The 21,546-nt window shown below is 59.7% G+C and carries 19 protein-coding genes; 5 read left to right on the top strand and 14 right to left on the bottom strand.

The genetic code is table 11. The features are described from left to right. Positions 1 to 2: 2 nt before the first annotated feature. The 13 genes from lpxA to rpsB form a co-directional block, all read right to left on the bottom strand. Positions 3 to 779: an acyl-ACP--UDP-N-acetylglucosamine O-acyltransferase gene (lpxA, locus tag AC0Z8Z_RS08065; protein WP_122537369.1), complete on the bottom strand. Its 777-nt coding sequence runs from the start codon at positions 777 to 779 to the stop codon at positions 3 to 5. Next, positions 776 to 1,216 carry a 3-hydroxyacyl-ACP dehydratase FabZ gene (gene fabZ, locus AC0Z8Z_RS08070; RefSeq protein WP_037014232.1) on the bottom strand — a complete coding sequence of 147 codons (441 nt, stop codon included), beginning with the start codon at positions 1,214 to 1,216 and terminating at the stop codon, positions 776 to 778. Before fabZ ends, lpxA begins: the two co-directional genes overlap by 4 nt. A 112-nt stretch (positions 1,217 to 1,328) precedes the next feature. Further along, a complete protein-coding gene (gene lpxD / locus AC0Z8Z_RS08075; RefSeq protein WP_485618759.1) occupies positions 1,329 to 2,384 on the bottom strand; it encodes a UDP-3-O-(3-hydroxymyristoyl)glucosamine N-acyltransferase in 1,056 nt (351 codons plus the stop codon). A 4-nt stretch (positions 2,385 to 2,388) separates the two neighbouring features. Further along, entirely contained in the window at positions 2,389 to 2,892 is a 504-nt protein-coding gene (locus AC0Z8Z_RS08080) for an OmpH/Skp family outer membrane protein (RefSeq protein ID WP_037014235.1), read from the bottom strand. A 46-nt stretch (positions 2,893 to 2,938) separates the two neighbouring features. After that, positions 2,939 to 5,326: an outer membrane protein assembly factor BamA gene (gene bamA / locus AC0Z8Z_RS08085; RefSeq protein ID WP_485618760.1), complete on the bottom strand. Its 2,388-nt coding sequence runs from the start codon at positions 5,324 to 5,326 to the stop codon at positions 2,939 to 2,941. Between the two features lie 75 nt (positions 5,327 to 5,401). Beyond that, the gene (gene rseP / locus AC0Z8Z_RS08090) at positions 5,402 to 6,754 is read right to left on the bottom strand and encodes an RIP metalloprotease RseP (RefSeq protein WP_485618761.1); all 1,353 of its coding nucleotides are present in this window, start codon (positions 6,752 to 6,754) and stop codon (positions 5,402 to 5,404) included. Positions 6,755 to 6,841: 87 nt separating this feature from the next. Next, a complete protein-coding gene (gene ispC / locus AC0Z8Z_RS08095) occupies positions 6,842 to 8,032 on the bottom strand; it encodes a 1-deoxy-D-xylulose-5-phosphate reductoisomerase (RefSeq protein ID WP_485618762.1) in 1,191 nt (396 codons plus the stop codon). Further along, entirely contained in the window at positions 8,029 to 8,847 is an 819-nt protein-coding gene (locus AC0Z8Z_RS08100) for a phosphatidate cytidylyltransferase (protein WP_172610965.1), read from the bottom strand. Before AC0Z8Z_RS08100 ends, ispC begins: the two co-directional genes overlap by 4 nt. Further along, positions 8,847 to 9,602, bottom strand: coding sequence for a polyprenyl diphosphate synthase (gene uppS, locus AC0Z8Z_RS08105; protein ID WP_074891303.1), 756 nt, complete (start codon positions 9,600 to 9,602; stop codon positions 8,847 to 8,849). Before uppS ends, AC0Z8Z_RS08100 begins: the two co-directional genes overlap by 1 nt. 16 nt (positions 9,603 to 9,618) lie before the next feature. After that, positions 9,619 to 10,176: a ribosome recycling factor gene (gene frr / locus AC0Z8Z_RS08110; RefSeq protein WP_065989845.1), complete on the bottom strand. Its 558-nt coding sequence runs from the start codon at positions 10,174 to 10,176 to the stop codon at positions 9,619 to 9,621. Further along, positions 10,173 to 10,916 carry a UMP kinase gene (pyrH, locus tag AC0Z8Z_RS08115; protein ID WP_037014256.1) on the bottom strand — a complete coding sequence of 248 codons (744 nt, stop codon included), beginning with the start codon at positions 10,914 to 10,916 and terminating at the stop codon, positions 10,173 to 10,175. Before pyrH ends, frr begins: the two co-directional genes overlap by 4 nt. Positions 10,917 to 11,137: 221 nt before the next feature. Beyond that, positions 11,138 to 12,001: a translation elongation factor Ts gene (gene tsf, locus AC0Z8Z_RS08120; protein ID WP_122537362.1), complete on the bottom strand. Its 864-nt coding sequence runs from the start codon at positions 11,999 to 12,001 to the stop codon at positions 11,138 to 11,140. A gap of 187 nt (positions 12,002 to 12,188) precedes the next feature. Beyond that, positions 12,189 to 12,929 carry a 30S ribosomal protein S2 gene (gene rpsB / locus AC0Z8Z_RS08125; RefSeq protein ID WP_037014262.1) on the bottom strand — a complete coding sequence of 247 codons (741 nt, stop codon included), beginning with the start codon at positions 12,927 to 12,929 and terminating at the stop codon, positions 12,189 to 12,191. A gap of 339 nt (positions 12,930 to 13,268) precedes the next feature. Between rpsB and map the strand changes: the two genes are divergently transcribed. The 3 genes from map to dapC all read left to right on the top strand — a co-directional run bounded on the left by map (position 13,269) and on the right by dapC (position 18,128). After that, positions 13,269 to 14,051 (top strand): type I methionyl aminopeptidase, encoded by a 783-nt coding sequence (gene map / locus AC0Z8Z_RS08130; protein ID WP_108120923.1) that lies wholly within the window; start codon positions 13,269 to 13,271, stop codon positions 14,049 to 14,051. A gap of 84 nt (positions 14,052 to 14,135) precedes the next feature. Continuing rightward, a complete protein-coding gene (locus AC0Z8Z_RS08135; protein WP_485618763.1) occupies positions 14,136 to 16,835 on the top strand; it encodes a [protein-PII] uridylyltransferase in 2,700 nt (899 codons plus the stop codon). A gap of 96 nt (positions 16,836 to 16,931) precedes the next feature. Further along, entirely contained in the window at positions 16,932 to 18,128 is a 1,197-nt protein-coding gene (dapC, locus tag AC0Z8Z_RS08140) for a succinyldiaminopimelate transaminase (RefSeq protein WP_485618764.1), read from the top strand. Between the two features lie 30 nt (positions 18,129 to 18,158). On the opposite strand, the gene AC0Z8Z_RS08145 is transcribed toward dapC, so the two are convergent. Then, positions 18,159 to 19,805 carry a Na+/H+ antiporter gene (locus AC0Z8Z_RS08145; protein ID WP_485618900.1) on the bottom strand — a complete coding sequence of 549 codons (1,647 nt, stop codon included), beginning with the start codon at positions 19,803 to 19,805 and terminating at the stop codon, positions 18,159 to 18,161. A 253-nt stretch (positions 19,806 to 20,058) separates the two neighbouring features. On the opposite strand from AC0Z8Z_RS08145, the gene AC0Z8Z_RS08150 reads away from it, so the two are divergent. Beyond that, a complete protein-coding gene (locus AC0Z8Z_RS08150) occupies positions 20,059 to 20,421 on the top strand; it encodes an ArsC family reductase (RefSeq protein WP_485618765.1) in 363 nt (120 codons plus the stop codon). Positions 20,422 to 20,452: 31 nt separating this feature from the next. Continuing rightward, complete coding sequence (gene dapD / locus AC0Z8Z_RS08155) at positions 20,453 to 21,487, top strand: 2,3,4,5-tetrahydropyridine-2,6-dicarboxylate N-succinyltransferase (RefSeq protein ID WP_122622956.1); 1,035 nt, start codon at positions 20,453 to 20,455, stop codon at positions 21,485 to 21,487. Positions 21,488 to 21,546: the final 59 nt, after the last annotated feature.

Genomic DNA, 21,546 nt, shown 5'->3' on the forward strand with positions numbered 1-21,546 from the left:
GGTCAGCGAGTGATGCCGCGAGTCGAAGACTGGATGGACTTGAGGAACAGCTCCACTTCAGGGAACTGCGCAGCAGGCTCGCTCAGCTCGACGATCGCCTGCTCTACGGTCAGACCCTGACGGTAGACGGTCTTGTAGGCGCGGCGCAGCGCGTGAATCGACTCTTCGGAGAAGCCGCGACGACGCATGCCTTCGAAGTTCATGCTGCGGGCTTCGGCGGGGTTGCCGAACACGGTGACGAACGCCGGGACGTCCTTGCCGATGGCAGTGCCCATGCCGGAAAAGCTGTGCGCGCCGATGTGGCAGTACTGATGCACCAGTGTGAACCCGGACAGAATCGCCCAGTCATCCACGTGCACATGGCCAGCCAACGCGGTGTTGTTGACCAGAATGCAGTGATTGCCGATGACGCTGTCATGCCCGATGTGCGCGTAGGCCATGATCAGGTTGTGGTCACCGAGCGTGGTTTCGGCGCGGTCTTGGATGGTGCCACGGTGAATCGTCACGCCTTCGCGGATGACGTTGTGGTCACCGATCACCAGACGCGTCGCTTCACCTTTGTATTTCAGATCAGGCGTGTCCTCACCTACCGAGGAAAACTGGTAGATGTGGTTGTGTTTGCCGATCCTGGTCGGGCCGCGCAGGATCACATGCGGACCGATCACTGTACCCTCGCCGATTTCCACACCAGGTCCGACGATCGACCACGGGCCGACCTCCACATTGTCGGCCAGTACGGCCGTCGGATCGATGATTGCGCGAGAGTCAATCAAACTCATAGTTTGCGTTCCGCGCAGATGATTTCAGCCGAGCACACCGGCTTGCCATCAACCGACGCCTGACATTCGAACTTCCAGATCTGGCGCTTGCAGCTGAGGAATTTTGCTTCAAGGATCAGCTGGTCGCCCGGCAGTACTGGCTGGCGGAAGCGCAGTTTGTCGGAGCCGACGAAGTAATAAAGGGTGCCATCGGCAGGCTTCACATCGAGCATCTTGAAGCCCAGGATGCCGGCCGCTTGAGCCATGGCCTCAATGATCAGCACGCCCGGCATGATCGGGTGCTGAGGAAAGTGGCCATTGAAGAAAGGCTCGTTGATGCTGACATTCTTGTAGGCACGAATGCTTTTGGTCTCGACATCCAGCTCCACCACACGGTCCACAAGCAGGAACGGGTAACGGTGCGGCAGATATTCGCGGATTTCGTTGATGTCCATCATTTCGAAGGGAAGCCTGTAGTAAAGATTGGGAGGGCGCGACTAACGCGCGTCACTCCTCTAGCAAATCAAGGAGGCAGTTTATCGGCTGTGCACGCTTGATAAGAAAAAAGTATCAGCCATCAGATGAAGCTTTACCGCCTGAGGTCACTGCCTCGACAATCTTTTCCAGGTGCTGCAGGCGCCGCGCCATGTCGTCGAGATGACGCATGCGTGCCGCGCTCTTGCGCCACTCTGCCGCCGGCTGCATCGCCGTTCCCGAAGAATAGGAGCCGGGCTCGGTGATCGACCGCGTGACCATGGTCATGCCGGTGACGAAAACCCCGTCGCAGATCTCGATATGGCCCACCAGCCCGACACCGCCGGCAAGCATGCAGTGCTTGCCGATTTTGGCGCTGCCTGAGATACCCACACACGCAGCCATGGCCGTGTGATCACCGATCTGAACGTTGTGAGCGATCTGAATCTGGTTATCCAGCTTCACGCCATTGCCGATGCGGGTGTCATCCATGGCGCCGCGGTCGATGGCGGTGTTTACGCCAATCTCGACATCGTCACCGATGGTCACACCGCCAATCTGCGCGATCTTCTGCCAGACGCCTTTCTCGTTGGCGAAACCAAAACCTTCACCGCCCAACACTGCGCCGGACTGGATAACCACTCGCTGCCCGATACGGACGTCGTGATACAGCGTGACGCGCGGGGCAAGCCAGCCGCTCTCGCCAATTACGCTGCGCGCACCGATGAAGCAATGAGCGCCGATGGTCACGCCAGCCGCAATCCGTGCGCCGCTTTCGATGACCGCATAGGCGCCAACGCTGGCCGCCGGGTCGACGAAAGCATCCGCCGCCACCACGGCTGTTGGATGAACACCAACAGCAGCCTTCGGCTTCGGATCGAACAGATGGGAAATACGGGCGTAGGCCAAATACGGATCAGGCACCAGCAACGCGTCGGCGGCATACCCTTCCGCATCTGTCGGCTTGAGCAGCACGGCAGCGGCCTGGGTGGTCGCGAGGAATTTTCGGTACTGAGGATTGGCCAGAAAACTGACCTGATCAGGACCGGCTTCCTGCAAGGTTGCCAGTCCTGTGATTCGCTTGTCCGCCGGGCCACGCAGGGTGGCACCGAGGAACTCGGCCAATTGGCCGAGTGTGATGGTCGCAGTCATTAACTTACTTCAGCTGATTCATGCGCTCGATAACCTGGCGAGTGACGTCATATTGTGGCTTGACGTCAATCACGGCACCGCGCTCGAACACCAGGTCAAAACCACCTTTCTTGATGACTTCTTCTACCGCCTGGTCCAGCTTCGGCTTGAGTTGCTTGAGCATGTCGCGGTCAGCAACAGCCTTGGCTTCGTTCAGCTCCTTGGACTGGAACTGGAAGTCACGGGCCTTTTGCTTGAAGTCCAGCTCCAGACGCTCGCGCTCAGGCTGGGCCATCTTGTCGCCACCGGCGACCAGACGATCCTGGATACCTTTCGCGCTGCTCTCCAGAGCCTTCAGTTTGGTCAGCTGAGGACCGAATTTTTTCTCTGCATCTACTGCATACCGTTTGGCTGCGTCGGACTCTAGCAGCGCCATCTGGTAGTTCAGTACTGCGATTTTCATGTCAGCAAATGCCGGGCCTGCGATCAGAACCGTTGCCAGCAATGCCAATTGGGTCAACTTACGCACGATGTAACTCCTACAGAATCCGTTGTCGTTAGCAGTGATCAGACCCTTAGAAGGTCTGACCGAGGGAGAATTGGAAGACCTGGGTTTCGGTGCTGTCGTCCGGCTTCTTGACCGGCATCGCCAGGGCGAAACTCAACGGACCCAAGGCAGTGACCCATGTCACGCCGACACCGACGGAGCTTGCAAGGCCGGACAGATCCGGGCCGTTACATTCGACTTTTTGGCCGTCAGTCGATTTCTTCTGTGAACCGCAGTTGGTGTTAAACGTGTTGCCCACGTCCCAGAAAATAGAGGTACGCAACGAACGCTGATCCTTGATGAACGGCAGCGGAAACAGGATTTCAGCACCACCAGTGATGAGGACGTTACCACCGAACGGCAGCGGATCTTGATCCGGGTCAGCAATGGTTCCTGGCTTACCGCCGTTGGAGGGATCACGACTTGGCGTGCTGCGCGGGCCCAGCGTGCTGTCCTTGAAGCCACGTACCGAGTTGAAGCCACCGGCGTAGTAGTTCTCGTAGAACGGCAGACCAGACGTCGAGCCATAACCGTCGCCATAACCCAGTTCCGAGTGCAGACGCAGGGTGTAGTTGCTGGTGATCGGGTGGAACAACTGGCCGCGATAATCAAGTTTGTAGAACGACAGGTCGCTGCCCGGAATAGTCGTTTCCAGGGTCAGGCTCTGGGAGCTGCCACGGGTCGGCAACGTGCCTTTGTTCAACGTCGACTCGGACCAGCCCACCGACGCTTTGAAGTTGGTGAAGCTGTCGCCTTCCTGCTCGATGAAGTCGAAAATTTCGTCAACGGTGTACTTACCGGTGCTCAGCTCATCCTTCTGTACCGACAGGCCGAAGTTCAGGCGAGAGGTTTCGCTGATCGGGTAGCCCATGTTGATACCGGCACCCAGGCTGTCGACCGAGTAGCTCGCGACGTCGACGTCGAGGTCGTCGTAGTCGGTCTTGCGGTAGAACGCGCTGTAGCCAAGGCTCACACCGTCAGGCGTGAAGTACGGGTCGACGTAGCTGAAGTTGTAACGGGTCTGGTATTCGCTTTTGGTCAGGCCGATGCTGACCTTGTTACCGGTACCCAGGAAGTTGTTCTGGCTGATGGAACCACCGAGGATCAGACCGGCGCTCTGCGCAAAGCCGACGCTGGCGGTGATAGAACCGGACGCCTGCTCTTCTACTGCGTAGTTCACGTCAACCTGATCGTCGGTACCAGGCACCGCCGGGGTTTCAACGTTCACTTCCTTGAAGAAGCCCAGACGGTCAAGACGGGTCTTGGACTGGTCGATCAGGTAAGTGGATGCCCAGCCGCCTTCCATCTGGCGCATTTCGCGACGCAGCACTTCGTCCGCTGTCTTGGTGTTGCCACGGAAGTTAATGCGGTTGACGTATGCACGCTTGCCCGGATCGACAACAAAGGTAATGTCGACGGTGTGGTCTTCGTCATTCGGCGTTGGCACACCGTTGACGTTGGCAAAGGTGTAACCCTCGTTACCCAGACGGCGGGTGATCAGCTCGGAGGTTGTGGTCATCACCTTGCGGGAGAACACCTGGCCCGGCTTGACCAGCAACAGCGACTTGACCTGATCTTCGGGGACCTTGAGGTCACCGCTCAGCTTGACCGACTTCACGCTGTACTTCTCGCCCTCATGAATGTTGACGGTGATGTACACGCTTTTCTTGTCGGGCGTGATGGATACCTGGGTCGAGGCGATATCCATGTTGATATAGCCGCGATCGAGGTAATACGAACGCAGACGTTCCAGGTCGCCAGAGAGTTTCTCACGGGCGTATTTGTCGTCGTTCTTGAAGAAGGAAAGCCAGTTGGTGGTTTTCAGTTCGAACAGGTCGACCAGATCGTCTTCAGGAAAAACCGAGTTACCCACCACGTTGATGTGCTGAATGGCGGCGACCGCGCCTTCGTTGATGTTGATCTTCAGACCCACACGGTTGCGCGGCTGCGGCACGACTTCGGTGGCGACTTCTGCAGAATAGCGGCCCTGAGCCACGTACTGACGTTGCAGCTCGTTGCGGACGCCTTCCAGCGTGGCGCGCTGGAAAATCTCGCCTTCGGCCAGACCCGACTGCTTCAGACCCTTCATAAGGTCCTCAGTGGTGATCGCTTTGTTGCCTTCGATCTCGATACTCGAAACCGACGGACGCTCGACAACTGTGATGACCAGGACGTTACCGTCGCGGCCCAGCTGGATGTCCTGGAAAAATCCGGTTTTGAACAGCGCACGAGTTGCGTCGACAAGACGCCCATCATCGGCCTGTTCACCCACGTTCAACGGCAGCGCGCCAAACACGCTGCCGGCGGAAACCCGCTGCAGACCGTTGACACGAATATCGGAGATAGTGAAGGACTCGGCGTGAACTTCGGCGATCATCAGTACGGCAAGAACCGCAGTTAGCAGCAGACGTTTCATGAAGTCCTTTCTTATTCCAACTGGCAATAAACAAACTGCCGCAAAATGCGGCAGATTCACAATTCGGCGTAGCTTTTACAGTCGTCCCAGATCGTTGACCAGTGCGAGCAACATCACTCCAACCACCAGACTGACACCGATCTGAACCCCCCAGCCCTGCACCTTCTCTGACAGTGGTCGACCACGCGCCCACTCGATCAGATAAAACAGCAAGTGCCCCCCATCCAGTACCGGTATGGGCAGCAAATTGAGAACACCCAGGCTTATGCTCAGATAAGCGAGGAAATTCAGGAAGTCACCTACGCCTGACTGGGCCGAAGCGCCCGCCACTTTAGCAATGGTTATCGGTCCGCTCAAGTTTTTTACCGAGAGCTCGCCGAACAACATTTTCTTCAGCGAATCGAGGGTCAGCACGCTCATCGTCCAGGTACGCCGCGCGCCTTCTGCGACGGCGGCTACAGGACCGTAACTGACCTCGCGCAACATCTCCGGTGGCCAATCCACACCTTTAACACCGGCGCCGAGATATCCCGTCGCGGCAGTGCCTTCGCCCCGTGTAACCAGATCAACGGGCACATCCAGCCGCGCGCCGTCACGCTCCACGCCCACCGAAATCCGCGTATCCGGGTGGACACGTACCCAATCCACGACCTTTTGCCATTCGTCGACCGGCTCGCCATTGAGGGCAAGCAAGCGGTCGCCGGTCTTAAGACCTGCGGCCTGCGCAGGGCCTTTCGGATCAAGCTCCGCCAACACCGGCGGCAGGGCCGGACGCCACGGGCGGATACCCAGCGAACGGATCGGGTCCGGCTCGGCTGCGCCCTTGAGCCAGTCGTTGAGCACCAGCGAGCGCGGGGTTTCCACGTCGGAACCCTGATCGCGAACGTTCAGCGCAATGCTGCCGCTTTCACCCAGACGGCGGACCAGCTGCAAGTTCACGCCCGCCCATCCGGTGACGGCCTCACCATCAACGGAGACGATTTCCTGACCGGAACTCAGCCCGGCCTTTTCCGCAATGCTGCCTGGCTCAACGCCGCCGACGACGGGTCGGACCTGCTGGCTGCCCAGCATGGCGAGTACCCAGAAAAACACAATCGCCAGCAGAAAATTGGCGACCGGGCCGGCGATCACGATGGCGATGCGCTGATAAACCGACTTGCGATTGAAGGATTGATCCGCCAGCTCGGGGGGAACGTCGCCCTCCCGTTCGTCGAGCATTTTCACGTAGCCGCCGAGGGGAATCGCCGCAACGACGTATTCGGTGCCCTTGCGATCACTCCAGCGCAGCAACGGCATGCCAAAGCCCACTGAAAAACGCAGGACCTTGACGCCACACCGACGCGCCACCCAGAAGTGACCGAATTCGTGAAACGTTACCAGCACGCCCAACGCAACCAGGGTGCCGACAATCATGTATAGCGCGCTCATCGCTGCTCTCCGGGTACCGATCTAGCGGTGCGTTGAAGCCCACATTGCGTGCAATTCGTCGAAATCATCAGTGCCTGAACCGACTGCCTAGCGACCATTGCGACCTAGCCACTGCTCGGCCAGCGCCCGCGCCCGCGCATCGATCTCGAACACTGTCTCCAGTTCGGACACGGCAACGACAGGCTCAAGGTTCAAAACCTCGTCGATCATACTCGCGATTTCCGGGTAGCGAATGCGCTTGTCGAGAAACGCGGCGACTGCGACTTCATTGGCAGCATTCAGCACTGCGGGTGCACTGTCCCCCGCCTCGGCAGCTTGCCGCGCCAGACGCAGGCATGGGAAGCGCACTTCGTCCGGTGCTTCGAAGTCCAGCCGCGCGATGCTGAACAGATCCAGCGGCGCAACGCCGGAATCAATGCGCTCAGGCCAGGCCAGCGCGTGGGCAATCGGCGTGCGCATGTCAGGATTACCCAGTTGCGCCAGCACCGAGCCGTCGACGTAATCGACCATCGAATGGATCACGCTCTGAGGGTGAATCACCACCTCGATCCGCGCGGGCGTCGTATCGAACAGCCAGCAGGCTTCGATCAGCTCAAGGCCCTTGTTCATCATGCTGGCGGAATCGACGGAAATCTTGCGGCCCATGGACCAGTTGGGATGGGCACACGCCTGATCCGGCGAGACGTGTTCCAGGTCGGCGAGCGGTGTCTGCCGGAACGGACCACCGGAGGCAGTCAACAGAATGCGCCGGACGCCGACCTTCTCGAGGCCGTTTTCGTAATTACGCGGCAAGCACTGGAAGATCGCGTTGTGCTCGCTGTCGAGGGGCAGCAGTACCGTGCCACTGCGGCGGACAGCCTGCATGAACAAGGCGCCGGACATGACCAGCGCTTCCTTGTTGGCCAGCAGGACTTTCTTGCCCGCCTCGACCGCGGCAAGGGTCGGGCGCAAACCGGCGGCACCCACGATAGCCGCCAGCACAGTATCCACCAGAGGGTGCGCAGACACTTCGCAGAGCCCGCCCTCCCCCACCAGCACACGCGTATCCAGACCGGCTGCGCGAAGGTCGTCCTGCAACTGGCGGGCGGCGGCCGTCGTCGGCACCACGGCAAACTGCGGGGTATGGCGAACGCACAATGCCAGCAGTTCGGCCATACGTGTATGACCCGTCAGGGCAAACACCTGGTACCGCGACGGGTGGCGCGCGATGACATCCAGCGTGCTTAACCCGACCGAGCCCGTTGCGCCAAGTACGGTAATGAGCTGAGGCGTACTCACATCACGCCCCAATCTTTGGCGGCCCAGAGCAACAAGGCGAACACCGGAATGGCGGCGGTCAGGCTGTCGATGCGATCCAGCACGCCGCCATGGCCCGGTAGCAGGTTGCTGCTGTCCTTGACCCCGGATTTGCGCTTGAACATGCTTTCGGTGAGATCGCCTACGACCGAGATAAGCACGACGATCGCTGCAGACACCAGGGCGAAGATGATTTCACCCAGTGACCAGCCGCGGTAGACACCCACCACCGCTGTGATCAGCAGGCATGCTGCCAGGCCGCCATAAAGGCCCTCCCAGCTTTTACCCGGGCTGACCTTCGGCGCCAGCTTGCGCTTGCCGAATGCCTTGCCGGAAAAGTAGGCGCCAATGTCGGCGCCCCACACCAGGATCATCACCGAGAGGATCAGCCAGTTGCCCAGCGGCATTTGCTTGATCAGTACCAGCCCCTGCCATGCCGGCAGCAATATCAGCAGGCCGATCACCAGCTTGCAGATGGCACTGGCCCAATGCGCGCTGGACTCGGGAAAGGTGAGCACCAGCCAGGTTGCCATCAGCCACCAGATCAGTGCCGCCACCAGCAACCATGGCGCAAGGTCCGGCAGCAGGTACAGCAGAAACAGCAGCGCAGCGACCACCACGGCGTACAGAATGCGGGACGATTGCGCTTCAAAGCCTGATAGGCGAGCCCATTCCCAGCCGCCAAGCACGACCACCGCGCCGATGAACAAGGCAAAGCTGCCGCCTTCGAGCAGGAAGAAACCGCACAGGGCCAGCGGCGCAAGGATCAACGCAGTGATGATTCGTTGTTTAAGCATTAAGCGCGGGCTCCAGCTTCTACCTGCTCGCTGGTTTTCCCGAAGCGGCGTTGGCGAGAAGCGAAATCGGCCAGCGCAGTGCGCATGGCATCGTGTTTGAAGTCCGGCCAGAACAGGTCGGAGAAATACAGCTCGGCGTAGGCCAGCTGCCAGAGCAGGAAATTGCTGATGCGGTGCTCGCCGCCCGTGCGGATGCAGAGATCGGGCAACGGCAGGTCACCCGTGGCCAGGCACGTTTGCAGCAGTTCCGGGGTGATGTCCTCCGGGCGCAGGTGGCCGGCCTGAACTTCGCGTGCCAGCCGCTGGGCCGCCTGCGCGATATCCCACTGACCGCCGTAGTTGGCGGCGATCTGCAGAACGAAGCGACTGTTTTCAGCCGTGCGCTGCTCGGCTTCGCGGATGGCAGCCTGCAGTTCAGGGTGGAACCGCGAACGGTCGCCGATGATGCGCAGGCTGATGCCGTTCTCGTTAAGGCGCTTGGTCTCGCGGCGTAGCGCCGTGAAAAACAACTCCATCAGCGCGCCGACTTCTTCCGCCGGGCGCTGCCAGTTCTCGCTGGAAAACGCGAACAAGGTCAGCACCTCGACCTTGGCCTCGGCACAGACTTCAATCACCGCACGAACAGCGTCGACGCCGGCTTTGTGGCCTGCTACACCCGGTAGCAGGCGCTTCTTGGCCCAGCGGTTGTTCCCATCCATGATGATCGCGACATGACGCGGCACCGATGCCGGCGCAGCCAGCTTTGTCTTATCCATGAAAGCTTCCCGGCCCTTATACGGCCATCAGGTCCGCTTCTTTGGACTTGGTCGCGGCGTCGATGTCCGCCTCAGCCTTGTCCGTCAGCTTCTGGATGTCGGCAGCGGCGCGGCGCTCTTCGTCTTCGCTGATTTCCTTGTCCTTGACCAGCTTCTTCAGCTCACCCAAAGCGTCACGGCGAATGTTACGCACGGCAACGCGGGCGTCTTCTGCGGCGCTGCGTGCCTGCTTGGTGAAGCCCTTGCGGGTCTCTTCCGTCAGGGCAGGCATGGAGATCAACAGCATCTCGCCCAGGTTGGTCGGGTTGAGGTTCAGGCCAGCGCTCTGGATAGCCTTGTCGACCGCAGAGAGCATGTTGCGCTCGAACGCCACGACCTGCAGCGTACGGGAGTCCTTCACGGTGACGTTAGCGACGCCGCTCAGAGGGGTGTCGGAACCGTAGTACGGCACCATGACGCTGCCGAGAATGCTCGGGTGCGCCTTGCCGGTACGGATCTGGCCGAATGCATGGGCCAGGGACTCAAGGGATTTCTTCATCCGCTCTTGAGCGTCTTTCTTGATTTCGTTGATCATTGTTCGCCTTCCTCGATCAAAGTACCTTCCGCGCCGCCATGCACAATGTTCAGCAGGGCGCCGGGCTTGTTCATATTGAAGACACGCAGTGGCATCTTGTGGTCACGACACAGACAGATGGCTGTCAGATCCATTACACCCAGCTTGCGATCCAGCACTTCGTCATAGGTCAGACGATCGAACTTCTCGGCATGCGGGTCCTTGAATGGATCGGCAGTGTACACACCATCGACCTTGGTTGCCTTCAGCACGACATCAGCGTCGATCTCGATCGCGCGCAGGCACGCTGCCGAATCCGTGGTGAAAAACGGATTGCCGGTACCGGCGGCGAAAATCACGACTTCCTTGGCATTCAGGTGACGCATGGCTTTGCGACGATCGTAGTGATCGGTCACACCCACCATGGAAATGGCGGACATTACGATGGCCGAGATATTGGCCCGCTCCAGCGCGTCACGCATGGCCAGCGCGTTCATCACGGTGGCCAGCATGCCCATGTGGTCGCCCGTGACCCGATCCATGCCGGCCGCGCTCAGCGCTGCACCGCGGAACAGGTTACCGCCACCGATGACCAGGCCGACCTGAACGCCGATGCCGACCAGCTGACCGACTTCAAGGGCCATGCGATCCAGCACCTTGGGGTCGATGCCGAACTCTTCCGACCCCATCAGGGCCTCGCCGCTGAGCTTGAGTAGAATGCGTTTATAGCGAGCTTGATAGCCACTGCCCTGCTGAGCCATTGCGAATCTCTCCTGCGGCGTTTGAAAAAAATCGTTCGAGTTGCGGGCTATTTTCGGCCTACGCTCACTCTAGGTCACTGCTTCAGGGAAATGCAGCCTCGTAGGCCCAACCCCTGCAAAAACAAATTCAGTGCAGCAATGACAATTCCGCGTACCGCTTTGACAAAGAGGCTGCGCGCGTTAGCGGGCAGCCTCTTCGGGGCGACAGTTGGAAAACCGTCTTATTGCTTGCTTGCAGCTACTTGAGCAGCGACTTCTTCAGCGAAGTTGTCGACTGGCTTCTCGATGCCTTCGCCTACTTTGAAGTAGGTGAAGGAAACGATTTCAGCGCCGGCTTTCTTGGCCAGCTCACCGACCTTGATTTCCGGGTTCTTGACGAACGCTTGCTCGACCAGGCTTGCTTCAGCCAGGAACTTGCTGATACGACCGCCAACCATCTTCTCGGCGATTTCAGCAGGCTTGCCTTTCAGCTTGTCTTCGTTCAACTGCATGAAGACATTCTTCTCGCGCTCGATCGCTTCCGGGGAAACGTCCGAAGGCAGCAGGAACTCAGGGTTGGTCGCTGCTACGTGCATGGCAATGTCCTTCGCCAGCTCTGCGTCGCCGCCCTTGAGGACAACAACCACGCCAATCTTGTTGCCGTGCAGGTACGAACCCAGCACGTCGCCTTCGATACGCGCCAGACGACGAATGTTGACGTTCTCGCCAACCTTGCCGACCAGAACCAGACGATCAGCTTCCATCGCTTCAACCAGAGGCTCAACGGTGGTCAGCTTGTCAGCGAAGGCTTTCTCGACGCTCTTGGCGACGAATGCCTTGAAGTCATCCTGCAGAGCCAGGAAGTCGGTCTGGGAGTTGACTTCGATCAGGACTGCGGCTTTGCCGTCGTCCTTGATGGAGATGGCGCCTTCAGCAGCAACGTTGCCTGCTTTCTTGGCGGCCTTGATTGCGCCCGAAGCACGCATATCGTCGATGGCTTTTTCGATGTCGCCGCCAGCCTTGGTCAAGGCCTTTTTGCAATCCATCATGCCTTCGCCGGTACGCTCGCGCAGTTCTTTGACCAACGCTGCAGTAATCTCTGCCATTTCAAAATCCTCTTGGATAGGTCTTCAACCATTCCACCCGCAAGACGGGCGTTCAAATTCTTGAAAATCCATGGTGACTGCTGCACATGACAATAAGATCGATGGCAACGTCAGATGGTTTTCGAGGTGGCAAAAAGGGGGCCAAGCCCCCTTTTTGCGTACTGAGTCAACGCCAGGCGTTTGTTACTCAGCCTTCAACAGTTGCCGCTGGAGCTTCTTCAGCGTAAACGTCGGTGCCGCCAGCATTGTTGTTGCGACCACGGATCACAGCGTCAGCCATCGAACCCATGTACAACTGAATGGCGCGGATTGCGTCATCGTTGCCCGGGATGATGTAGTCAACGCCTTCAGGGCTGCTGTTGGTGTCGACAACGCCGATGACCGGGATACCCAGCTTGTTGGCTTCGGTGATCGCAATGCGCTCGTGATCAACGTCGATAACGAACAGAGCGTCTGGCAGACCGCCCATGTCCTTGATACCACCCAGGCTACGATCCAGCTTTTCCAGATCGCGAGTGCGCATCAGCGCCTCTTTCTTGGTCAGCTTGGTGAACGTGCCGTCTTCTGCCTGGATTTCAAGATCACGCAGACGCTTGATTGAAGCGCGGATGGTCTTGAAGTTGGTCAGCATGCCGCCCAACCAGCGGTGATCGACGTACGGCGAACCGCAACGTGCCGCTTCTTCAGCAACGATCTTGCCAGCGGAACGCTTGGTGCCGACGAACAGGATCTTGTTTTTGCCCTGAGCCAGGCGCTCAACGAAAGTCAGAGCTTCGTTGAACATAGGCAGGGTTTTTTCAAGGTTGATGATGTGAATCTTGTTGCGCGCGCCGAAAATGTATTTACCCATTTTCGGGTTCCAGTAACGGGTCTGGTGACCGAAGTGCACACCGGCCTTCAGCATATCGCGCATGTTGACTTGGGACATGATAGTTCCTTGATAAGTCGGGTTAGGCCTCCACGTATCCCAATGACCAACCAGCGGCTTGAGCCGAAGGCACCCAGGTCATCGTGTCGACACGTGTGTGGGTTAGAGCTTTCGGGGCAGACCCCGTAAAGCGGCGCATTTTATATCACAAAAGACTGGATAACGGAACTCGAAATAAGAGCCTGTTTTTCCGACGCTTTTGCCCCCCTCGTGCCAGCGGTCGGACACCCTGCCCGCATCGATGGAGGACGCGATGATAACCCGCCTGACGACGGTCTGGTAGAATCGCGTTTTTTCCGTATCAAGCCGTGGCCCCGCCGCGCCGAGAGAGCCTGTTTAATGACCGTGACACTGAAAACCCCCGAAGACATCGAAAAGATGCGCATTGCCGGCCGCCTGGCTGCCGACGTGCTGGAAATGATCGGCGATTATGTAAAGCCTGGCGTGACCACCGAAGAACTGGACCGCATCTGCCACGACTACATCGTCAACGAGCAGAAGGCCATTCCGGCGCCGCTGAATTACAAGGGTTTCCCGAAATCCATCTGCACCTCCATCAACCACGTGGTCTGCCACGGCATTCCGAACGAGAAGCCGCTGAAGAATGGCGACGTGCTGAACATCGACGTGACCGTCATCAAGGACGGCTACCACGGCGACACCAGCAAGATGTTCCACGTCGGCAAAGTGCCGGAGTGGGCCGAGCGTCTGTCCCGCGTCACCCAAGAGTGCCTCTATAAAGGCATCGAAGTGGTCAAGCCCGGCGCGCACCTGGGCGATATCGGTGAAGTGATCCAGAAGCACGCTGAAAAGAACGGTTTCTCTGTCGTCCGCGAATACTGCGGTCACGGCATCGGCAGGGTCTTCCATGAAGAGCCACAAGTGCTGCACTACGGCGAGGCCGGTGATGGCATGGAGCTGAAAGAAGGCATGACCTTCACCATCGAGCCGATGATCAACCAGGGCAAGGCTGACACCCGCCTGCTGGGCGACGGCTGGACAGCCATCACCAAGGATCGCAAGCTGTCGGCCCAGTGGGAGCACACCATTCTGGTGACCGCGACCGGCTACGAAATCTTCACCTTGCGCAGTGATGACACCATCGCCCGCACCTCGGTCTGATCGCGAAGTCACTTGCGATAAGAGCCGGTACAGCCAGCACGGTCGGTTTAGCACGGTCGGTATAGATAGAAGGAAAGCAGTTCGATGCCGCAGGTGGACCCAGATTTGTTCGATCGCGGCCAGTTTCAGGCCGAGCTGGCACTGAAGGCCAGCCCCATACCCGCCTTCAAGAAAGCCATCCGTCAGGCGCGTGAAGTGCTGGACGGACGCTTCAAATCCGGCCGCGAGATCCGCCGCCTGATCGAAGACCGTGCCTGGTTCGTCGATAACATCCTGCAACAGGCCTGGGATCAGTTCGACTGGAGCGAAGACGCCGACATCGCCTTGCTGGCGGTCGGCGGCTACGGTCGCGGCGAACTGCACCCCTATTCCGACATCGACCTGCTGATCCTGCTGGACAGCGCCGACCATGAAGTTTTCCGCGATTCCATCGAACGCTTTCTGACACTACTGTGGGACATCGGCCTGGAAGTCGGTCAGAGCGTGCGTTCGGTCGATGAATGCGTCACAGAAGCCCGGGCGGATTTGACGGTCATCACGAATTTGATGGAGAGCCGCACGATTGCCGGTCCCGAGCGACTGCGTCAGCGCATGCTCGCCGTCACCAGCACCCGCGAGATGTGGCCTAGTAAGGAGTTCTTCCTGGCCAAACGCGCCGAGCAGAAGAACCGCCATCACAAGTATTTCGACACTGAGTACAACCTCGAGCCCAACGTCAAAGGCTCGCCGGGCGGGCTGCGCGACATTCAGACCATTCTCTGGGTTGCCCGTCGCCAATACGGCACGCTGAATCTGCACGCCCTGGCCGACGAGGGTTTTCTGCTGGAGAGCGAAAACGCGCTGCTGGCGTCTTCCCAGGAGTTTCTCTGGAAGGTCCGCTACGCGTTGCACATGCTCGCCGGTCGTTCCGAAGACCGTCTGCTCTTCGATTACCAGACAGGCATCGCGCGCTTGCTGGGCTACGAAGACACCGACGCCAAGCTGGCCATCGAACGCTTCATGCAAAAGTATTACCGGGTGGTCATGAGCATCGCGCAGCTCAGCGACCTGATCATCCAGCACTTCGAAGAAGTCATCCTCGCGGACGACGACGGCACGGTCACCGAGACCATCAACTCGCGTTTCCAGCTGCATGACGGCTACATCGAGGCGACCCATCCGAACGTGTTCAAGCGCACGCCGTTCGCGATGATCGAGATCTTCGTGCTGATGGCGCAGCGCCCCGAAATAAAGGGCGTGCGGGCCGACACCATCCGGCTGCTGCGCGAGCATCTGTACCTGATCAACGACGATTTCCGCAACGATATCCGCAACACCAGCCTGTTCATCGAGCTGTTCAAATGCGAGATCGGCATCCATCGCAATCTGCGGCGGATGAACCGCTACGGCATTCTCGGGCTGTACCTGCCGGAGTTCGGCCACATCGTCGGGCAGATGCAGCACGACCTGTTCCACATCTATACGGTCGACGCTCACACGCTGAACCTGATCAAGCATCTGCGTAAGTTGCAATACACGCAGGTGTCAGAGAAATTCCCGCTCGCCAGCAAGCTCATGGCCAGACTGCCCAAGCCCGAGCTTATTTACCTGGCCGGGCTTTACCACGACATCGGCAAGGGCCGCGGCGGCGATCACTCGGAACTGGGCGCGATCGACGCAGAGGCGTTTGGCAACCGTCACCACTTGCCACAGTGGGACACCCAGCTGATTGTCTGGCTGGTGCAGAACCATCTGGTGATGTCGACCACCGCCCAGCGCAAGGATCTGTCCGACCCGCAGGTGATCCACGACTTTGCCCAGTTCGTCGGCGATGAAGTGCATTTGGACTACCTGTACGTGCTGACCATCGCGGACATCAACGCGACCAATCCGACGTTATGGAATTCCTGGCGTGCCAGCCTGTTGCGCCAGCTGTACACCGAGACCAAGCGCGCGCTCAAGCGTGGGCTGGAAAACCCGGTCGACCGCGAGGAGCAGATCCGTCGCACGCAAAGCGCCGCCCTGGATATTCTGGTGCGCAGTGGCACCGATCCCGACGACGTCGAGCAGTTATGGTCGCAACTGGGTGATGACTATTTCCTGCGTCACACCGCAGGCGACGTGGCGTGGCACAGCGACGCGATTTTGCAGCAGCCGGCCGATGGTGGCCCGCTGGTGCTGATCAAGGAAACCACCCAGCGCGAGTTCGAAGGCGGCACGCAGATCTTCATTTATGCACCCGACCAGCACGACTTTTTCGCCGTGACCGTGGCGGCGATGGACCAGCTGAACCTGAACATTCACGACGCCCGGGTCATCACCTCCACCAGCCAGTTCACTCTCGACACCTACATCGTGCTCGACAGCGAAGGCGGTTCGATCGGTGAAAACCCGGAGCGCATCAAGGCCATTCGCGATGGACTGACCGATGCGCTGCGCAACCCCGACGACTACCCGACCATCATCAAACGTCGTGTCCCACGTCAGCTGAAGCACTTTGCGTTCGCGCCCGTGGTGACGATTTCCAATGACGCTCAAAGGCCGGTCACGGTGCTGGAACTCAGCGCGCCGGATCGTCCCGGGCTGCTGGCGCGACTGGGCAAGATTTTCCTGGAGTTCGATCTGTCATTGCAGAACGCCAAGATCGCCACGCTGGGCGAGCGCGTAGAAGACGTGTTTTTCCTGACCGATGAAAACCACCAGCCGCTGTCCGATCCGCAGCTGTGCCGACGCCTTCAGGACGAAATCGTCGAGCAGCTCAGCGTCAACCCCGAGCCCGGCAGCGAATTGCGCATCAGCATTTGAACCGGCCAGGACGGCACGACTTAACGACTTGATTCAACGGCGCCTTGCCACCTCGTGAACACGAGTGCGGGCGCCCAGCCTTGAGAACGATTCGACATGAATAACGCCCTGCAGCAGCTCCAGCCCTACCCTTTCGAGAAACTTCGCGCGTTGCTCGGTGCCGTTACACCGAATCCGGACAAACGTCCGATCGCCCTGTCGATCGGCGAACCCAAGCACAAATCGCCGGAATTCGTCGCCAAGGCGCTGGCCGACAATCTCGATCAAATGGCGGTCTATCCGACCACAGCCGGGATTCCTGCATTGCGTGAAGCCATCGCCAACTGGTGCGAACGCCGTTTCAGCGTGCCGGCCGGCTGGCTGGATGCAGCGAAAAATGTGCTGCCGGTCAACGGCACCCGCGAGGCGTTGTTCGCGTTTACCCAGACGGTCGTCAATCGCGCTGACAACGGCCTGGTGGTCAGTCCCAACCCGTTCTACCAAATCTATGAAGGTGCGGCGTTTCTGGCCGGTGCCACACCGCACTACCTGCCCTGCCTGGCCGAGCATGGTTTCAACCCGGATTTCGACGGCGTCAGCGCTGATGTCTGGGATCGCTGCCAGATTCTGTTCCTGTGCTCGCCGGGCAATCCGACCGGTGCGCTAATCCCGCTGGATACCCTGAAGAAACTCATCGCTCTGGCCGACAAGCACGACTTTGTGATCGCGGCGGACGAGTGCTACAGCGAGTTGTATTTCGACGAAGCGACCCCGCCCGCCGGCCTGCTCAGCGCCTGCGCCGAACTGGGTCGTCAGGATTTCAAGCGTTGCGTGGTGTTCCACAGCCTGTCCAAGCGCTCGAACCTGCCGGGACTGCGCTCGGGTTTTGTCGCCGGCGATGCCGACATTCTCAAGGCATTTCTGCTGTATCGCACTTACCACGGCTGTGCGATGCCGGTGCAGACGCAACTGGCGAGCATCGCGGCCTGGAGCGACGAAGAACACGTGCGCGCCAACCGCACGCTGTACCGGGAAAAGTTCGATGCCGTGCTGGAGATCCTCAGCCCGGTCATGGACGTGCAGCGTCCCGACGGCGGCTTCTATCTGTGGCCCAACGTCGGGACTGACGATGCGAAGTTCTGCCGGGATCTGTTCGTCACCGAGCACGTGACCGTGGTGCCGGGGTCATACCTGTCCCGCGATGTCGACGGGTTCAACCCCGGCGCCGGCCGCGTGCGCATGGCACTGGTTGCACCGCTGGCCGAGTGCATCGAAGCCGCTCAGCGTATTCGCGAGTTTGTGACGAGCCGCTGACATCCCGCCGACTGAGGCTGTCTACAGGCCTCAGTGCGCCAGCCCCAGATTGGCTTCATTGAGATCGAGTTCCGCCAGCACCAGGCGCAGCACGTCATCGCCAATCTGGTGGTGACGGTGCAGGTTGTACAGTTCCAGACGCTGGGCACGCAGGGCGTTGAGGCGCATGCGTTTCTCCAGTTGGTCCATCTGGAACGCCAGGGCCTGGGCTTCGGCGGTGTCGTTGAAGATATCCAGACGCTGGCGGTATTCGGACATGATCCGCGCCTTTACTTCTATCGCGAGCACAGCCTGCGCGGCCTCGGGTGAATCCGTGGCCGCCGGGATCGCTTCGTTTTCCAGTGTCTTGATTGCCGCCTGGGCCGTACGTTTCCAGGCGTCCCTAACTTCGCGCTTCATGCGCATGTCCGGTTCATTGACCTGCCCACGCAGCAGCAGTGGCAAACCGATGCTCGCCGACACCAGCGACAGCAGGATCACCCCGGCAGCAATGAAAATCAGCAAGTCACGCTCGGGAAAGTCGACGCCCGCACTGATCAGCATCGGCACCGACAATGTACCTGCCAGCGTGACGGCACCGCGCACCCCGCCCACGGTCAGCAGCAATGACGAACGGGTCGACAGATCCAGCGTGCCGTCGCCCCTGCCGCGCCAGCGCCGAATCTGGATCATCAGCCGCCAGACGCTTTGCACCCAGATGTAACGCAACACCGCCAGCACGACGAAGATCGCCAGCACATCCAGGCAACGCCACAACAAGGTCGGCCACAGCGTGGCTTCATGGTGGGTAACGGCGGTGATGATGTCAGGCAGCTGCAAGCCGAGCAGCAGGAAGATCAGGCCGTTGAATGCAAATTCCAACAGGGTCCACACGCTGCGATTGAGCAGTCGGGTGGTGGTCTGCCGGGGCAGCAGATCGACCCAGCTTTGCATCATCCCTGCCGCCACCGCCGAGAGAATTCCGGACAGTTCAAGCCGCTCGGCAAGGACGTAAGCGGCGAACGGCAGCAGCAACATGAAGACGACGTGGGTCGCAGGATCATCCCAGCCCCGGGTGATCATCCAGCTTCGCAGACGCCCCACCATCCATCTGAGCGCAACGCCAACGGCAAGACCGCCACAGGCCACCAGCACAAAATTCAGGCTGGCATCGGTCAGGGAAAACACCCCGGTGATGGCCGCTGCCAGCGCGAACTTGAAAGTGACCAGGCCGGTCGCGTCATTCATCAATGCTTCGCCCTGAAGCATGCGCATTATCGGCGCGGGCAGCCGGTCCTCGGCGATGGCCGAGACCGCCACGGCGTCAGTCGGGGACAGCACCGCTGCCAACGCAAAGGCGACAGGCAAGGGAATGGAAGGCAGCAGCCAGTGGATGAAGTAGCCGGCGCCGATCACGGTGAAAATCACCAGCCCGACCGCGAGGGTCAGAATGGCGCCGCGGTAGCGCCAGAGGTCGCGTTTGGGCATCCGCCAGCCATCTGAAAACAGCAGCGGCGGCAGGAACAGAAACAGGAACAGCTCAGGGTCGAGTGCCACGTGCAGGCCCAGCGTCGGCCAGGCGAGCAAGGCACCCGCAGCGATTTGCACCAGCGGCAGCGGCAGCGGAATCACCCGGGCCAGCAATCGCGAGACACCTACCAGCGTCAACAAGATAAGGACGGTATAGGCTGTTTGCATTGCGTGTTTCCCCAAGCGTTGACTCATGACTGACATCGGCAACAGACCGGATGCGTCCGGCAAAGTGCCCATATTTACGGCTGGAAAGGTCATGGCGTTCTGATAAATCTGCAGCGGCAGGCCGTCGTCGCCAGCATTCATGGCGGGCAACACGGCGTCGAATGGACAAAGCGTCGGCCCGCCGCGCTTACCCTGCGTGTACGTGGCATAATCCTCCACCGTTTTTTTCAACCGTCCCGAAAGGAGCAGGCCAATGGCCAAGGAAACCCACACGTTGCACCTGTTTGGGATCAAGGCGTGCGACACGATGAAGAAGGCGCGCACCTGGCTCGATGAAAAATCGGTGAATTACGATTTCCACGACTACAAGACCCAAGGCATCGACCGCGACCACCTGACCCGTTTGTGCACCGAGCATGGCTGGCAGACGGTACTCAACCGCGCCGGCACGACCTTTCGCAAACTGGACGAGGCGCAGAAAGTCGACCTCGATCAGGAAAAGGCCATTGAGCTGATGCTCGCTCAGCCGTCGATGATCAAGCGCCCGGTGCTGGATCTTGGCGACAAAACCCTGATCGGCTTCAAACCCGAACTGTACGCCGCGGCTATCGCCTGATTGAGATAGCCCTAAATAACGAGGTATCTGCATGTCCACTTCTCTGTTCAGCCTGGCCTTTGGCGTTGGCACACAAAACCGTCAAGGCACCTGGCTGGAAGTTTTCTACGCCCTGCCACTGCTCAACCCGTCGGCTGAAATCGTCGCCGCGGTCGCACCGATCCTGGGTTACACCGGTGGCAATCAGGCCATCGCATTCAACACCGATCTGTCCTCGCGTCTGGCCAATGCCCTCAAAGGCATCGACGACGCCCAGGCCGCGCTGCTGACCCGACTGGCCGAGAGCCACAACCCGCTGGTTGCCACGCTGCTGGCCGAAGACGCCGCGCTGACCTCCACCCCCGAGGCTTACCTCAAGCTGCATTTGCTTTCCCATCGACTGGTCAAGCCCCACGGCTTGAGCCTGGCCGGCGTGTTCCCGCTGCTGCCGAACGTCGCGTGGACCAGCCAGGGCGCCATTGATCTGGGCGAGCTGGCCGAGCGTCAGCTGGAAGCCCGCCTGAAAGGCCAGTTTCTGGAGGTCTTCTCGGTGGACAAATTCCCGAAAATGACCGACTACGTCGTGCCGGCCGGTGTGCGCATCGCTGACACCGCCCGCGTGCGTCTGGGCGCCTACATCGGCGAAGGCACCACCGTGATGCACGAAGGTTTCGTCAACTTCAATGGCGGCACCGAAGGCCCGGGCATGATCGAAGGCCGTGTGTCGGCTGGCGTATTCGTCGGCAAAGGTTCGGACCTGGGCGGCGGTTGCTCGACCATGGGCACGCTGTCGGGCGGCGGCAACATGGTGATCAAGGTCGGCGAAGGCTGCCTCATCGGCGCGAACGCCGGCATAGGCATTCCGTTGGGCGATCGCAACACCGTTGAAGCCGGTCTCTACGTCACTGCGGGCACCAAAGTGGCGCTGCTGGACGACAAGAACGAGCTGGTCAAGGTCGTGAAGGCACGTGAACTGGCCGGTCAACCGGACCTGCTGTTCCGTCGTAACTCGCAGACCGGCGCGGTGGAATGCAAATCCCACAAGTCGGCCATCGAGCTGAACGAAGCGCTGCACGCTCACAACTGATCGATGCTGCGTGCGGGTTCGGTGTCCCCCTGGGCACCGAACCCGCCTCAACGAGCGTG

The sequence above is a fragment of the Pseudomonas sp. 1L-C-7-B-C1 genome (assembly GCF_057291635.1).

Bases quoted from the DNA above. Each gene is read 5' to 3' on its own strand.
- lpxA (WP_122537369.1), bottom strand. From the start codon at position 779: ATGAGTTTGATTGACTCTCGCGCAATCATCGATCCGACGGCCGTACTG.
- fabZ (WP_037014232.1), bottom strand. From the start codon at position 1,216: ATGATGGACATCAACGAAATCCGCGAATATCTGCCGCACCGTTACCCG.
- lpxD (WP_485618759.1), bottom strand. From the start codon at position 2,384: ATGACTGCGACCATCACACTCGGCCAATTGGCCGAGTTCCTCGGTGCC.
- bamA (WP_485618760.1), bottom strand. From the start codon at position 5,326: ATGAAACGTCTGCTGCTAACTGCGGTTCTTGCCGTACTGATGATCGCC.
- rseP (WP_485618761.1), bottom strand. From the start codon at position 6,754: ATGAGCGCGCTATACATGATTGTCGGCACCCTGGTTGCGTTGGGCGTG.
- AC0Z8Z_RS08100 (WP_172610965.1), bottom strand. From the start codon at position 8,847: ATGCTTAAACAACGAATCATCACTGCGTTGATCCTTGCGCCGCTGGCC.
- uppS (WP_074891303.1), bottom strand. From the start codon at position 9,602: ATGGATAAGACAAAGCTGGCTGCGCCGGCATCGGTGCCGCGTCATGTC.
- frr (WP_065989845.1), bottom strand. From the start codon at position 10,176: ATGATCAACGAAATCAAGAAAGACGCTCAAGAGCGGATGAAGAAATCC.
- pyrH (WP_037014256.1), bottom strand. From the start codon at position 10,916: ATGGCTCAGCAGGGCAGTGGCTATCAAGCTCGCTATAAACGCATTCTA.
- tsf (WP_122537362.1), bottom strand. From the start codon at position 12,001: ATGGCAGAGATTACTGCAGCGTTGGTCAAAGAACTGCGCGAGCGTACC.
- rpsB (WP_037014262.1), bottom strand. From the start codon at position 12,929: ATGTCCCAAGTCAACATGCGCGATATGCTGAAGGCCGGTGTGCACTTC.
- map (WP_108120923.1), top strand. From the start codon at position 13,269: ATGACCGTGACACTGAAAACCCCCGAAGACATCGAAAAGATGCGCATT.
- AC0Z8Z_RS08135 (WP_485618763.1), top strand. From the start codon at position 14,136: ATGCCGCAGGTGGACCCAGATTTGTTCGATCGCGGCCAGTTTCAGGCC.
- dapC (WP_485618764.1), top strand. From the start codon at position 16,932: ATGAATAACGCCCTGCAGCAGCTCCAGCCCTACCCTTTCGAGAAACTT.
- AC0Z8Z_RS08145 (WP_485618900.1), bottom strand. From the start codon at position 19,805: ATGCAAACAGCCTATACCGTCCTTATCTTGTTGACGCTGGTAGGTGTC.
- AC0Z8Z_RS08150 (WP_485618765.1), top strand. From the start codon at position 20,059: ATGGCCAAGGAAACCCACACGTTGCACCTGTTTGGGATCAAGGCGTGC.
- dapD (WP_122622956.1), top strand. From the start codon at position 20,453: ATGTCCACTTCTCTGTTCAGCCTGGCCTTTGGCGTTGGCACACAAAAC.